Genomic DNA, 13,647 nt, shown 5'->3' on the forward strand with positions numbered 1-13,647 from the left:
GTTAGAAGTTGTAAACAACTTCCAAATTGTAACCCTTAAGCGCTTTTTTGGCCTTGTCCAAATCTTGGGTAAAACCCAAAATATAACCTCCACCTCCAGAACCGCAGAGTTTTAAGTAGTAATCATTGGTTTCAATACCGTGTTGCCAAAGTTTGTGAAACTTGGAAGGAATCATGGGTTTAAAATGATCCAAAACCACATGTGATAGCTGTTTTAGATTTCCAAACAAGGATTTAACGTTCCCATTCAAGAAATCTTCCACACAGGCATCCGTGTGTTTTATGAACTGATCTTTAATCATGTTTCGGAAACCTTCCTGCTTCATTTTCTCCATGAAAATCTGCACCATGGGGGCAGTTTCCCCAGTAATACCGCTGTCCAACAAGAATACCGCACCTTTCCCTTCCGTGTTTTGGGAGGGTATGCTGGTGGATTCAATATTGTCTTTGGAATTGATGAGGATGGGTAAGCTCAAATAGCTGTTCAATGGATCCAGACCCGAGGATTTACCATGAAAAAAGGATTCCATTAAACCGAAAATGGTTTTCAGCTTCAACAGTTTTTCCCTCGTGAGATTTTCAAGAACTGTAATTTTATTGTTCGCGTATTTATCATAGATAGCGGCAACAAGGGCCCCGCTACTTCCTATTCCATAACCTTGTGGGATGGAACTGTCAAAATACATTCCCTGGTTCACGTCGCGTTCCAGAGCCTCCAAATCAAAAGAAACCAAATTCTTTTCCTTTTTTTCCAATTCGCTCAAATAACCTACAAAGGCCTTAAGGCCTTCATTGGATTGTTTTGCAGATGGTGCCGGGTTCTGATCGGTCTTCAGGGCACCCTTAAAAAAGTTATAGGGAATTGAAAGCCCCTTGGAATCCTTAATGATTCCGTACTCCCCAAATAGTAAAATCTTAGAATAAAAAAGAGGTCCTTTCATTGTTGCATCTAAAGTACAAACTATTTTGTTTAATTCAACACAAAATTGGTTAAACAAAATGATTTTTCGGTCGAAATCCAGCGCTATTTGCCAAATTCAGGACAAATAACGCTAAAATTTTGGCTTGATTACTTTTTAGGGATGATTAATTTTTTAGCTCCCGTCCCAATTCGATCACAAATATAGTGTCCGTTATCACAATGGGCAACCAATTCATCCTGAATGAATTGTATAACGCTCTCCTTGATAGATTCTGGATAAAGCACATGTACATTGGCCCCTGCGTCCAACGTAAAGCAAACCGGCATTTGGATTTCCTTTCTAAAGCTCCATATCTTATTGATGATTTCCAAAGTGTTCGGTTTCATCAAAATAAAATATGGATTACTGCTCATCATCATGGCATGCAGGGTCAGTGCCTCGCTTTCTACCACCTTTACAAACTCTCCCAAATCCCCTGATTCCAAAATAGCCTGTAGGGAAGTTAGGTTTTGATAAGCCTGTTTGAACCGCTCTTCGGCAAATGGGTGCCCATGCATAAGGTTATGCCCAACAGTACTACTTACCTGTTTTTCGTCTTTATCCACCAGCAAAATGGTGTCATGATAATGTTTAAAATTATCATGAACTTTATTTGGATATTTTGAACCAAACAAATTGCTGCTTCCTTCAATGGATTTGTGCTTCCCCCAAACAACCAAATTACCTTCCAAGCTTCTGCATGCACTTCCTGAGCCCAATCGAGCCAAAAAAGAGGCTTTTCTCATGAAAAAAGAAGAATCCATATTCGGCTGCATCTGTCTTTCCAAGTCCATTAGGCACAATGCCAAAGCAGACATTCCACTGGCGGAGGAAGCTATTCCACTACTATGGGGAAAGGAATTGGAAGTTTCTATAACAAAATGATATTCCTTGACAAAGGGTACATATTCGGCAATACGATCAAAAAATACCTCAATTTTTGGCTTAAAATCGGCCTTGGGCTTGCCGTCCAAATACAAATCAAATGAAAAATTGGAAGTTGTCTCCTTTTTTTGAAATGAAAGTGTGGTCCTTGTAGCACAGGCATCCAAGGTAAAACTAATGGAAGGGTTCGCCGGGATTTGATTTTCCTTCTTGCCCCAGTATTTAACAAGTGCAATGTTACTCGGTGCTTTCCAGGCAACTTTTCCCGATTCAGGTAGAGCTTCAGTATGTTTTGGCAGAAAGTCTTTTTCGGTCATTCAAAAAACTTTTGGCAAAGATAATGGAGTGCAGGAGGTTACAAGGACTCGGATGTAAATAAATTCTTATTTTAGTTGGGAATGCCACTGCCATGAAAAAAAAACTGACCTATATAACCCTATCCGTACTTATTTGTTTGTTGATAGGTTTTCTTTCCAGTTTTGCCACCCAAAGTTCTGTCAATGATTGGTATGTTGGGCTCAACAAGCCAAGTTTTAATCCCCCAAACTGGATTTTTGCCCCTGTTTGGACCACATTATATGTTCTCATGGGAGTAGCTGCAGGCATCGTTTGGTCCAAAGGGTTTCATCATATTTGGGTTAAGACCGCCCTATATCATTTTGGATTCCAGCTCTTGTTCAATGCCCTTTGGAGCATTGTTTTCTTTGGACTCAAAAATCCGTTTTGGGCATTTTTGGTGATTTTGGTTCTGCTGACCCTGATCGCACTAACGATCAAGTGGTTCCGGGTAGTGAGCAAGTTGGCTTCTTTCTTACTGGTTCCCTATCTTCTTTGGGTTTGTTTTGCCACCCTGCTCAATTACAAAATTTGGGAACTGAATTAGGATTGAGCCATTTCCAATAACTTCATCATCGTCCTGAAATTTCGGGCTGTGGCCTGTACTTTTAGCTTGTTTTCAACGAGATTGTTGCTGAGTTTTGCTTTCCCATAACCTGCCCTACAACAGAGATACACGCAATTGTGTTTTACATGAAACGCTTCATTTTCAAAATGGAGTAGATTAAAACCATCCACTAAATCTTTTTCTGGCTCGGACTTAAGCAATACAAAATATAGGCTCTTTTCTTCTTCATCCGCAAAGGGATTTTGATCTATGATCAGTTTTAATTCCTCCTTGGTTAGCGCCAAGGTAGGTACATCAAACCCAAAATGTTTTAGGATTGCTTTATGTACTTCAATTTCAACGTCTTTCGCTGTAAAACCGTCCTTCCTGCAACTTAAATTTCCGCTTTGAATGTAGGTCTCAACATCTTGAAATCCAGCTTGGGCAAGGCATTGCTTTAAGTCTGCCATTTTTATCTTCTTTTGACCACCCACGTTGATTCCCCTAAGGAGTACGATAAAAGTTTTCATCTTTCTTAATATGCATTTCGAAACTACACAGATTTATTTTACTAAATTGAGGGGCATCAAAAAAAACTTATGGACCAATATATCTTAGCCCTAGATCAGGGAACAACAAGTTCCAGAGCCGTAGTGGTGGATCAAAAGGGCACCATTGTAGCAGTAGCCCAAAAAGAATTTACACAGATTTTTCCCAAACCAGGTTGGGTGGAGCACGACGCCAAGGAAATCTGGGCCACACAAGCCGGGATGGCGGCAGAAGCTGTTAGCCAGAAGGGATTGAAAGCAGAACAGATATCGGCCATAGGAATTACCAACCAACGTGAAACTGTAGTAGTTTGGGATAAGCAAACGGGGGAGCCCATTTACAATGCCATTGTTTGGCAGGATAAACGAACGGCCGGATATTGCGACGCGCTAAAATCCCAGGGGAAATCGGAAATGATTAGAAACAAGACTGGATTGGTCATTGATTCCTACTTTTCCGGCACCAAGGTGAAATGGATTCTGGACCATGTGGACGGCGCCAGGGAGAAAGCCAAATCGGGAAATCTGTTAATGGGTACCATCGATACTTGGCTCATTTGGAAAATGACCGAGGGCAACCTGCACATTACCGATGTAACAAACGCTTCACGCACCCTTTTGTTCAATATCAATACCATGGATTGGGATACCGAGCTATTGGAGCTCTTCGGGATTCCGAAAGAAATGCTGCCCCAGGTAAAGCAATCCAGCGAGGTATACGGCTACACAAGTCCCAACTTTTTTGCGTCCAAAATTCCGATAGCGGGGATAGCGGGCGATCAGCAGGCCGCTTTGTTTGGGCAAATGTGTACTCAGGAAGGCATGGTGAAAAACACCTATGGAACAGGTTGTTTTATGCTGATGAATATTGGAGACAAACCCATTGTTTCCAAAAACAATCTTTTGACCACAGTCGCCTGGAAAATCGATGGTAAAACGACTTATGCCCTAGAAGGCAGTGTGTTCATTGCCGGTGCAGTGGTGCAATGGCTACGTGATAGTCTCAAAATCATTAAGACCTCTTCCGAGGTGGAACAATTGGCGGGTTCCGTGAAGGACTCTGACGGGGTTTACCTTGTTCCCGCTTTTGCAGGTTTGGGGGCACCCTATTGGAACCAACATGCCCAAGGTACGGTATTCGGTTTGACCCGAGGTAGTACCGACGCCCATGTTGCCAGGGCCGCCTTGGAGTCCATTGCCTATCAGACCATGGATATTTTAAGGGCCATGGAAGCTGATTCAGGGATTACCATAAATGAACTTAGGGTTGATGGTGGTGCAACGGTCAATAACCTTTTGATGCAATTCCAAGCAGATGTGCTGGATACCGTTACGGTAAGACCCAAGGTGGTTGAGACCACGGTAATGGGTGCTGCTTACTTAGCTGGATTGGCAGTGAATTATTGGAAAAGTCCCAAAGAAATTCAAGATATTTGGCAGACCGATGTTCATTTTAAACCTTCGACGGAACGAGATACCATTGACCAAAAAATTAAAGGCTGGTACAAAGCCATAAAAGCTTTGGAATATTGGGCAAACGAAGCTTAAAACTCAATCCTAACAAATTACCAACCCACTATATATGACTCCTTTTATTTCTGAAATTGTTGGAACCTTTCTTTTAATTCTAATGGGATGTGGCGTTAACGCCAACGTATCCCTTCAAAAAACATATGGTAGCGGTTCCGGATGGATCGTAATTACCACTGGATGGGCATTGGCCGTATACACAGGCGTGGTCGTAGCAGGCCCTCACAGCGGTGCACATCTGAACCCTGCGGTTACCATTGGACTGGCTTTGGCCGGGGAATTTTCCATTTATGATGTTCCTAGTTATGTGTCTGCTCAAATGATTGGGGCCATGCTGGGAGCGTTTACCGTCTGGCTATTAAACAAGAAGCATTTTGACGCCACAGAAGAAGGTGCTACAAAACGCGGTGTTTTTTGTACCGCACCTGCTATCCCCAACACGGCTCTAAATCTATTTAGTGAGCTTGTTGGCACTTTTGTTTTAATATTTGCCGTACTATATTTCACGGATGCTATAAATACTTCGGATAACACCATAATTGGTCTTGGATCTCTTGGTGCCCTCCCTGTTGCCCTGATTGTTTGGGGCATTGGTCTTTCGTTGGGAGGTACTACGGGTTATGCGATAAATCCTGCGAGGGATTTGGGCCCGCGAATTATTCACGCATTGGTTCCCATAAAAAATAAAGGGTCCAATGGCTGGGGTTATTCGTGGATTCCCGTTGTTGGTCCTATTTTAGGAGGTGCGGTGGCAGCAGGATTAGCCATAATTCTGGCCTAGCAGCTGTTTTTGGAGCCAATGGCTTGCGCGGCTATATAAGCCCCCGTCCAGGCATTTTGAAAGTTGAAGCCCCCTGTAATGGCATCAACATTGATAATTTCTCCCGCAAAGTAGAGGTTGGGGTGTATTTTGCTCCCAAAAGTCTTAAAGTTGATTTCTTTTAGATCAACACCGCCAGCGGTAACAAACTCCTCTTTGAAGGTGCTCTTGCCAATAACCCTATAGGTACCCTCTGTAAGTTCCTTGGCCAGATTTTGTAACATCTCCTTGGTTACCTCGGCCCATCTCACATTGGTCTCGATTCCTGCGGCGTGCACCAATTTGGCCCAAAGCCTTTTGGGAAGATTGACGGCTCTTGTCCGAATAACGGTTTTTCTCGCCTCCACTTCCTTGATTTCCCTGAGAAACCCTTCCATGGAACCCAAAGTATATTCCGGAGTCCAATTGATCTTTATTTTAAAATTATATTGGTATTCACTCAGAATGTTGGCTCCCCAAGCTGATAACCTTAATACGGCCGGACCACTTAACCCCCAGTGGGTCACAAGCACATCGCCTTCTGCTTGTAGCACCGGTTCTTCCCTAGGAGCGCTTTTTAGATTTAGGGCTGCCTTGGAGGAAAACAGCTTTTTGGGAGGTACCTGTACTGATACAAAAGTGCTTACTCCTTGGATTTCGGCCAATCTTGGATCCCGAATATTAAAGGTGAACAAGGATGGAACAGGAGGAACAATGGTATGCCCCAATTCTTCCAAAAATCTCCAAGCTTTGAGGCTACTCCCAGCGGTAACCAATAGGTTTTTGCCCTGGTAATGTTTGTTCATGGTGGTCACCTGCCATCTTCCGTTATCTTGAAGTTTTGAAAGTTGCTTTACCGCACTATTTTTCAATACTTGCACACCCAACTTTTGGGCTTCGGTAACCAAGCAATCTATAATGGTCTGGGAATCATCACTTACCGGAAAAACACGACCATCCTCCTCTATTTTGAGTGGTACTCCCCTCTGTTCAAAAAATTCCATGACATCACCAGGTCCATGCACATGGAAAGGACCCAATAACTCTTTTTTGCCTCTTGGATAGTTGAGAACCAGTTCGCTTGGAGAAAATTCACCATGGGTCACATTGCACCTTCCGCCGCCTGAAACTTTTACTTTGGAGAGCACATTTTTTCCTCTTTCAAAAACGGCAATTTTTAATGTAGGGTCAAGCTCAGCAATATGAATTGCAGCATAGAAGCCTGCGGCACCCCCTCCAACAATGATTACATCGTACATTAATGTACCCGTTCCGGATAGTTTGTGATAATGCCATCCACTCCAAACTTCTTCATTTTCACAATATCCGAAGGTTCATTTACTGTCCAAGTATATACTTTGAATCCCTCATCTTGCATCTCTGATGTATTTTCTTCTGTAAGGGATTTAAAATTGGGATTGATGGCAACGGCATTTAGTTCTTTGGCTACGGGAATTGCTTCCAAGGGGTCGTCCTCTGTAAGGATGGCAATCTGCACATTTGGGTTCAATCTTCTAATTTCCCTTAACTCATCCCATCTAAAACTGGAAATAAGGATATTATTGGCGGCCCAACCTCTTTCCCTTATGTAATAATCGGTAATGAAGTTTACCCGATCAGCTGTATCTGCGCCCTTCAACTCTATATTGAGTGCCACTTGGTTATTGATCAATTTGAGCACATCCTGAAGCATGGGAATGCGATGGTTGCCATCCAGGATAAGCTGCTGCATATCCACAACATTATATTCTTCTATGTTACCTCCGCCATTGGAAAGTCTCTCCACCCTTTCATCATGGAAAACCACTATCTCGCCGCTCTTGATTTTAAACACATCAATTTCAATCATATCCACACCCAAATCCAGTGCTTTTTGCACAGAAGCCAAGGTGTTTTCAGTTTCGTGGCCCATAGCTCCCCTATGACCGATGACCAAGGGATTGGATTCAAACATTCCGCAACTATTGATTAGAAAAATTGTAAAAGAAAGCAATAGTAAAGTTTTTTTCATTCTAAGTCATTTTGATAGCTAAAAATACGATTTGAAAATGAAATTTTGGCGGTAAACATGTTCAATAAAATCCTACAAAAAAAGCAACTAGATTATGCATTCAAAAATTATCGATATCCCATTTTGTCAATATGTTAAATTTATTTTAATATTTTTATCATATTAATAACCAACAAATTAACTCACATGTTTTCAAAATCCAATTTACTGGCTACGGTTGTAGCAACTATTGTTATGTTCCTGCTTGGATACCTTTTATGGGGAATAGCAGCGGAGAGTCTTATGGATGGTCATGTTGTAACAGACATCTTTAAGGAAGAACCCGATTTTGTTTTTATCATTTTGGGGAATCTTGTTGCTGCATTTGCCTTGAGCAATCTTTATGGGAAATGGGCTAGAGGTCACCACAGTGCCAAGGAAGGTGCACAATTTGGAGCCTGGATCGCGATTTTTGCAGGGCTGGGAACCGCATTGATTCAGTATGCCACAGCCAATATGTTTGATTTGACCGGCCATTTAATGGACTTTGTTTTGGCCTTGGTTTACTTTGTGGTAACAGGTGTGGTTATCGCCCTGGTTTATCAAAAAACAGCCGCTAAGGAATAACGATAATTAACCGACCTCTAAACTTTGGCGGCCCACAATGTGGGCCGCTTTTTATTGAACACTAAAAATGTACGATTCCAACGGCGGGAGCTGTAGTTTAATATCCCCACGTCCTTCTTGGATTTTTAGCGTAGCTTTTTCAATTCCATACAACTCTTCCTTTAAAGCGTAGGCAGAATTTTTCAGATGCCACTCGCTTATCACATCCTCTGGTATCTTCAAGTCCAGGGTATACGTTCTATCCTTGTCAAAATTAGATATGACAATCAATTTTTCTTCATCTTTCCACCGCACAAAAGAGAGTATTTTATGATCGTATCCTTCCGTATGGTCCTTGTTGTAAAAATGGATTTCCTGATAGTCTCCCATCAGGGCATTGCTTGAGATCGTAAAATTGAGCAAGCGTTGGTAAAAGTCCCTTAAGTTTTTCTCATCCTCAGTAAGTTGCCCCCCATCAAAATGCCCATTGTTCATCCAACGCTGATGGTGCGGCACCCCAACATAGTCAAAAATGGAAGTGCGACTGGGTTTTCCAAAGCCCGCATTCTCAGCACCAGGCTCACCCACTTCTTGTCCAAAATAAATCATGGTTGGAGATGTGCTCAAAGTGGCGGAAACTACCATGGCGGGTTTTCCCATTTGGGCATTTCCCACAAACTCAGGGCTTGCAATTCGTTGCTCATCATGGTTTTCCAAAAAATGGAGCATGTGGTGTTCAATATCTGCCATTCCCTTTTGAACCACCGGGATATGGTCTGTCCAACCATAGCCTTTCATCACATGCTTTATACTATCGTACAACTCCACCTTGTCATAGAGATAATCCATTTTACCTTTATGGATATAATCGCGGTACAAATCTGGGTTGTACACCTCGGCCAACAAAAAAGCATCTGGATTTTTTGTTTTGATATTGGAATTGAGGTAGCTCCAAAATTCAACAGGAACCATTTCGGCCATATCATAACGAAACCCGTCTACGCCAAAATCCAACCAATAGAGCGCAATGTCCTTGAACTTATCCCAAGAGTTGGGTACAGTTTTGTTTTCCCAAAACCGAAAATGTTCCGTATACCCTTGTTTTTCCATTCCCGTGGGGAGTTCCTCAAAATCCTTGGATCCATCGGGTCGCAGGCCATAATTTACCTTAACCGTTTCATACCAATCATTGAAATGGGGTTGGGCCAACCGTGAACCGTTGCCTGTCCATTTTGCGGGGTTCTCCTCAAATTTTCCATCTGCCATAGCGGATTCCTCTCCTCCCAGTGGTAAATATCCATCCTTCCATTCCGGAACCTTAAAAGTGCTTTCGGGTATGTAATAAAAATTATTATTGACATCATACTCCTTGGAAATATCATCTTCGGTTCCAAAATCCATGGTACCTTCTGGATTGGCCAAACCTTGGTAGCTTCTGGCCACATGGTTGGGCACAATATCTATGATTACCTTCATTCCAGCTGCATGGGTACGATCTATAAGTGCTTTGAACTCCTCTAGGCGTTTTGCAGGGTCATCAGCTAAATCTGGATTCACATTGTAATAATCCTTTACCGCATAGGGAGATCCTGCCCTTCCTTTGACCACATCTGGGTCGTCATTGGAAATCCCATAGACTGTATAGTCATTGACCAAGGCATGGTGGGGCACTCCAGTATACCAAACATGTGTTACCCCCAACTTCCTGATTTCCGCCAGAGCCTTTTCTGAAAAATCATTGAACTTCCCCACCCCATTCTCCTCAATGGTTCCCCAAGCTTTGTTGGTGGTATTGGTATTGCCAAATAGGCGGGTAAAAACTTGGTAAACAACGGCTTTCTTCTTCATGCTCGGTTTTGGATTGGCTTGGTCTGGTTTGGATTCACAGGAAAGCACTGCACCCATCAGCAATAACAGTACTATTCCCAAGTTGCGTTTCATCCTTCTATCTTCTCTCCCGGAACCAGTGTCACGGACTTGCCGTTTACTTGGATTGTTAAATCGGTCTCTCCTGTTAATTCGAAAACGGAGCTCTTTTTGGACACGGATACGGTAACAATTTGGTTCCGATAGTTAATTTTAAAGGCATAGGCATCCCATTGTTCGGGAATTTGTGGGTTAAAGGACAGCTGGCCATCCGTTATGCGCATTCCACCAAATCCTTCCACAATGCTCATCCATGTTCCTGCCATTGAAGTAATATGCAGTCCCTCTTCCACTTCTTTGTTATAGTCATCCAAATCTAAACGGGAAGTTCTCAAATAGAACGTATAGGCCTGTTCCATCCTGCCCAGCTTTGCGGCTTGAATACTATGCACACAAGGGGACAGTGAGGATTCATGCACCGTAAAAGGCTCGTAAAAATCGAAGTGTTTTTCCAGAGCATCCTGGCTGAAATGATCTTCAAAAAAATAGAATCCCTGAAGAACGTCGGCTTGTTTGATATAGGGTGAGCGTAAAATTCGGTCCCAACTCCATTTCTGGTTAATGGGGCGTTCCGACTTGTCCAAATCGGGCACTTGCACCAAATCCTTATCCAAAAAGCCATCTTGCTGTAAGAAGACCTGGTGTTTTTCAGAGAATGGAAAATACATTTGATCTGCCACCCTGGCCCAATCCGAAGTTTCTTCGGAAGTGATTTTGGTCTTAGCCTGAATTCGTTCAAAATCCTGAGGATATTCCTTTTCTACGATTTCAATTTGCTCCAAAGCATATTCCATGCACCATTTAGCCAAGTAGTTGGTGTACCAGTTGTTGTTTACGTTGTTCTCATACTCATTGGGTCCTGTAACACCCAACATGACATAGCGCTGTTTATCCTCAGAAAAATTGACCCGTTGGTGCCAGAATCGGGCTATCCCAATTAGGACTTCCAATCCCATTTTTGGAATATAGCTGTAGTCTCCCGTAAAACGGTGGTAATTGAAAATAGCGAAGCTAATAGCGCCATTTCTGTGTATTTCCTCAAAGGTAATTTCCCATTCGTTATGGCATTCCTCGCCATTCATGGTTACCATGGGATAGAGGGCCGCCCCATTGGTAAAACCTAACTTTTCAGCATTTTCAATGGCCTTCTCCAGATGGTTGTACCGGTACTCCAAAAGACTCCAGGCCACCTCTTGATTTTTGGTTGCCATGTAGAAAGGAAGACAATAAGCTTCAGTGTCCCAATAGGTACTTCCTCCATATTTCTCCCCTGTAAATCCTTTGGGGCCAATATTAAGTCTGGAATCCTTCCCCAGATAGGTTTGATTCAGCTGAAAAATATTGAATCGGATACCTTGTTGTGCTTTTATATCCCCTTCAATGGTGATATCGCTCATTTCCCATATTTTGGCCCAGGCCTCCTTTTGTTTTGCAAGCAATGCTTCAAATCCCAAATCGGAACCCTGCTTTAATACCTTCTTGGCAACATTGATCAACTGGGTTTTATCATGATTTCTTGAAACGGTGTATCCCCCCAATTTGGTCAAGCTTATTTTTTCACCCTGGGCTACCTCCTGTTCGAATTCAATGGAAGCATAGGTTTCATTTGTTGTTCCTGCTTTTGAGGCAACTGAATTTCCATTGTAAGCTACTTGGGCCTCCATAAAAGTACAGGTGGCAAAATTGGTCTTCATAGTATGGGCTTCAATAAATGCTTGGTTGCCCAGGACATCTACCTTGGTAGTATTCCAAAATTTATCGTCCCAATTGCTGTCCTCATTGGTGATTCCGCTGTCCAAATAGGGCACAAACTTGATATGAGAATCTTGATTTAATGGTGTAATCTCATATTGAATAACTCCCAATTCATCCAAATCCAAGCTTAAAAATCGGGTAGCCTTAACTTGTAGTTCAATTCCATTTGCCATTTGGGCAACAAAACTGCGCCGGTACCAGCCTTCGCGCATATTGAGTTCCCTCTTAAAATCCTTAACGGCTTTGCAGATGTTCAAATCCAATGGGTCTCCATTCACAAAAACATCAATCCCAATCCAATTGGGGGCATTGAGAACCTTGGCAAAATACTCAGGGTATCCATTTTTCCACCATCCTACCCTGGTCTTGTCGGGGTAATACACCCCAGCTATATAGCTTCCTTGAAAGGTTTCCCCGGAATAATGTTCCTCAAAATTGGCCCTTTGGCCCATGGCACCATTCCCAATGCTAAACAAGCTTTCGGATGACTTAACCCGCTCTTTATCAAAGCCTTCTTCAACAATAGACCACGCGTCCGCCTTTATATAATCCTGATTCATAATCTGCGCTGATTAATTGGTAAGTAAAAGTTAGTTTTCTAATTCTGCAGCCCTAGAGCAGGTGCAAACTTAGTTAATTGTAGAATCCCTTACCACCAAAGTAGGTTCCAAAATTTTGGTCTGGTAAGTTTCCTCTTCTGCTTCGCTCTCTACTTTTTCAATGAGCATCTGGGCAGAAATCTCCCCCATCTTTTGCCCGTGCTGGGCAATTACTGTTAAGCTGGGGTTGGCGTATTCGGAAAGAAACCCGTCTGTAAACCCGATAAAAGAGATATCCTCTGGAATTCTAAGTCCATTTCTTTGGGCCAAGCGCATGGTATACACGGCAAAAATTTCATTGACACAAAGAACCGCATCCATTTCTGTGGATTCGAAAAACTGCTGAATGAGCTCTTCGTCCATATCCATACTGGACAACTTAAGGATTCTGGATTCGTCAACTTCCAAATTATGCTCGGTTAAGGCCTTTCTGTATCCTTGGGTACGAGCCTTACTAACACTTAGATAATCCGCAGTGGTTATAAGCCCAATTTTTTTTCTGCCTTGATCGATCATTTTCTTGGCGGCCATATAAGCTCCTAGCTGATCGTCAATAATCACCTTATCGCATTCAACCTCATTGGTAATCCGATCAAAGAGTACCACGGGAATCCCTTGTTCTGTAACCTCCTTTAAATGGTTATAGTCGTTCTTTTGCTGGGTTTCTGATGCCAAAGACATGATAAAGCCGTCAATACTGCCATTTGCCAGCATTTCCATGTTGATCACCTCCCTGTCGAAGGATTCGTCCGAAGAACATACAATTACGTTGTATCCTCTTGCATTGGCATACTTTTCAATACCCCTGATCACGGTGGTAAAAAAGTGATGGACAATATCCGGAATGACAACGCCAATGTTTTTGGTTCTTTTGTTCTTAAGACTAATGGCTATATTATTGGGACGGTAGTTGTAAAGTTTGGCGAAGGCTTGAATCTTTTCCTTGGTATCCCTACTGATCTCCTCACTGTTCTTCAAGGCCTTTGAAACTGTGGATATGGAAACCTCCAATTCCCTTGCAATATCCTTTAATGTAATCTTTGATTTCAATGCGCGCCGTCTTTTCTTCCCAGTATTTTTTTGAAGTTAGCCAATATACATCAGATCTCAACTTTAGTCAAACTTTTTTAACAAAATTGATGGCTTGGCCCAAGGTTAAATTTTA

Annotated in this window: 12 protein-coding genes; 4 read left to right on the plus strand and 8 right to left on the minus strand. The window is 42.5% G+C overall.

Translation table 11 applies throughout. The annotated features are described in order from the left end of the window. Nucleotide 1: 1 nt before the first annotated feature. Nucleotides 2-940 carry a mevalonate kinase gene (locus tag ACOOE0_RS03070; RefSeq protein WP_420401009.1) on the minus strand — a complete coding sequence of 313 codons (939 nt, stop codon included), beginning with the start codon at nucleotides 938-940 and terminating at the stop codon, nucleotides 2-4. A gap of 128 nt (nucleotides 941-1,068) precedes the next feature. Further along, entirely contained in the window at nucleotides 1,069-2,163 is a 1,095-nt protein-coding gene (locus ACOOE0_RS03075) for a diphosphomevalonate/mevalonate 3,5-bisphosphate decarboxylase family protein (protein WP_420401010.1), read from the minus strand. Nucleotides 2,164-2,255: 92 nt separating this feature from the next. Here ACOOE0_RS03075 and ACOOE0_RS03080 point away from each other — a divergent pair, with 92 nt between their 5' ends. Next, nucleotides 2,256-2,729: a TspO/MBR family protein gene (locus ACOOE0_RS03080; RefSeq protein ID WP_138837677.1), complete on the plus strand. Its 474-nt coding sequence runs from the start codon at nucleotides 2,256-2,258 to the stop codon at nucleotides 2,727-2,729. Here ACOOE0_RS03080 and ACOOE0_RS03085 read toward each other — a convergent pair. After that, entirely contained in the window at nucleotides 2,726-3,259 is a 534-nt protein-coding gene (locus ACOOE0_RS03085; RefSeq protein WP_420401011.1) for a DUF1697 domain-containing protein, read from the minus strand. The two genes, ACOOE0_RS03080 and ACOOE0_RS03085, sit on opposite strands and share 4 nt — an antisense overlap. A gap of 69 nt (nucleotides 3,260-3,328) precedes the next feature. Between ACOOE0_RS03085 and glpK the strand changes: the two genes are divergently transcribed. Together glpK and ACOOE0_RS03095 are read left to right on the plus strand one after the other, a co-directional pair. After that, entirely contained in the window at nucleotides 3,329-4,825 is a 1,497-nt protein-coding gene (glpK, locus tag ACOOE0_RS03090; RefSeq protein WP_420401012.1) for a glycerol kinase GlpK, read from the plus strand. A 34-nt stretch (nucleotides 4,826-4,859) separates the two neighbouring features. Then, nucleotides 4,860-5,588 carry an MIP/aquaporin family protein gene (locus tag ACOOE0_RS03095; RefSeq protein WP_420401013.1) on the plus strand — a complete coding sequence of 243 codons (729 nt, stop codon included), beginning with the start codon at nucleotides 4,860-4,862 and terminating at the stop codon, nucleotides 5,586-5,588. Here ACOOE0_RS03095 and ACOOE0_RS03100 read toward each other — a convergent pair. Both ACOOE0_RS03100 and ACOOE0_RS03105 read right to left on the minus strand, forming a co-directional pair. Next, on the minus strand, nucleotides 5,585-6,865 hold the full coding sequence (locus ACOOE0_RS03100; protein WP_420401014.1) for an NAD(P)/FAD-dependent oxidoreductase: 1,281 nt from the start codon (nucleotides 6,863-6,865) through the stop codon (nucleotides 5,585-5,587). The genes ACOOE0_RS03095 and ACOOE0_RS03100 overlap by 4 nt on opposite strands. After that, a complete protein-coding gene (locus ACOOE0_RS03105) occupies nucleotides 6,865-7,617 on the minus strand; it encodes a glycerophosphodiester phosphodiesterase (protein ID WP_420401015.1) in 753 nt (250 codons plus the stop codon). Before ACOOE0_RS03105 ends, ACOOE0_RS03100 begins: the two co-directional genes overlap by 1 nt. 186 nt (nucleotides 7,618-7,803) lie before the next feature. Between ACOOE0_RS03105 and ACOOE0_RS03110 the strand changes: the two genes are divergently transcribed. Beyond that, a complete protein-coding gene (locus tag ACOOE0_RS03110) occupies nucleotides 7,804-8,223 on the plus strand; it encodes a hypothetical protein (protein WP_420401016.1) in 420 nt (139 codons plus the stop codon). A gap of 51 nt (nucleotides 8,224-8,274) precedes the next feature. Here the strand turns inward: ACOOE0_RS03110 and ACOOE0_RS03115 are convergent, their stop codons facing one another. The 3 genes from ACOOE0_RS03115 to ACOOE0_RS03125 form a co-directional block, all read right to left on the minus strand. Beyond that, complete coding sequence (locus ACOOE0_RS03115) at nucleotides 8,275-10,143, minus strand: alpha-amylase family glycosyl hydrolase (protein ID WP_420401017.1); 1,869 nt, start codon at nucleotides 10,141-10,143, stop codon at nucleotides 8,275-8,277. Further along, nucleotides 10,140-12,443: a glycoside hydrolase family 65 protein gene (locus ACOOE0_RS03120; protein ID WP_420401018.1), complete on the minus strand. Its 2,304-nt coding sequence runs from the start codon at nucleotides 12,441-12,443 to the stop codon at nucleotides 10,140-10,142. The genes ACOOE0_RS03115 and ACOOE0_RS03120 overlap by 4 nt, the downstream gene beginning before the upstream one ends. 69 nt (nucleotides 12,444-12,512) lie before the next feature. Continuing rightward, complete coding sequence (locus ACOOE0_RS03125; protein ID WP_138837661.1) at nucleotides 12,513-13,532, minus strand: LacI family DNA-binding transcriptional regulator; 1,020 nt, start codon at nucleotides 13,530-13,532, stop codon at nucleotides 12,513-12,515. Between the last annotated feature and the right edge of the window lie 115 nt (nucleotides 13,533-13,647).

Origin of the sequence: Flagellimonas sp. (assembly GCF_965215805.1) — a bacterium.
Lineage (GTDB): Bacteria > Bacteroidota > Bacteroidia > Flavobacteriales > Flavobacteriaceae > Flagellimonas.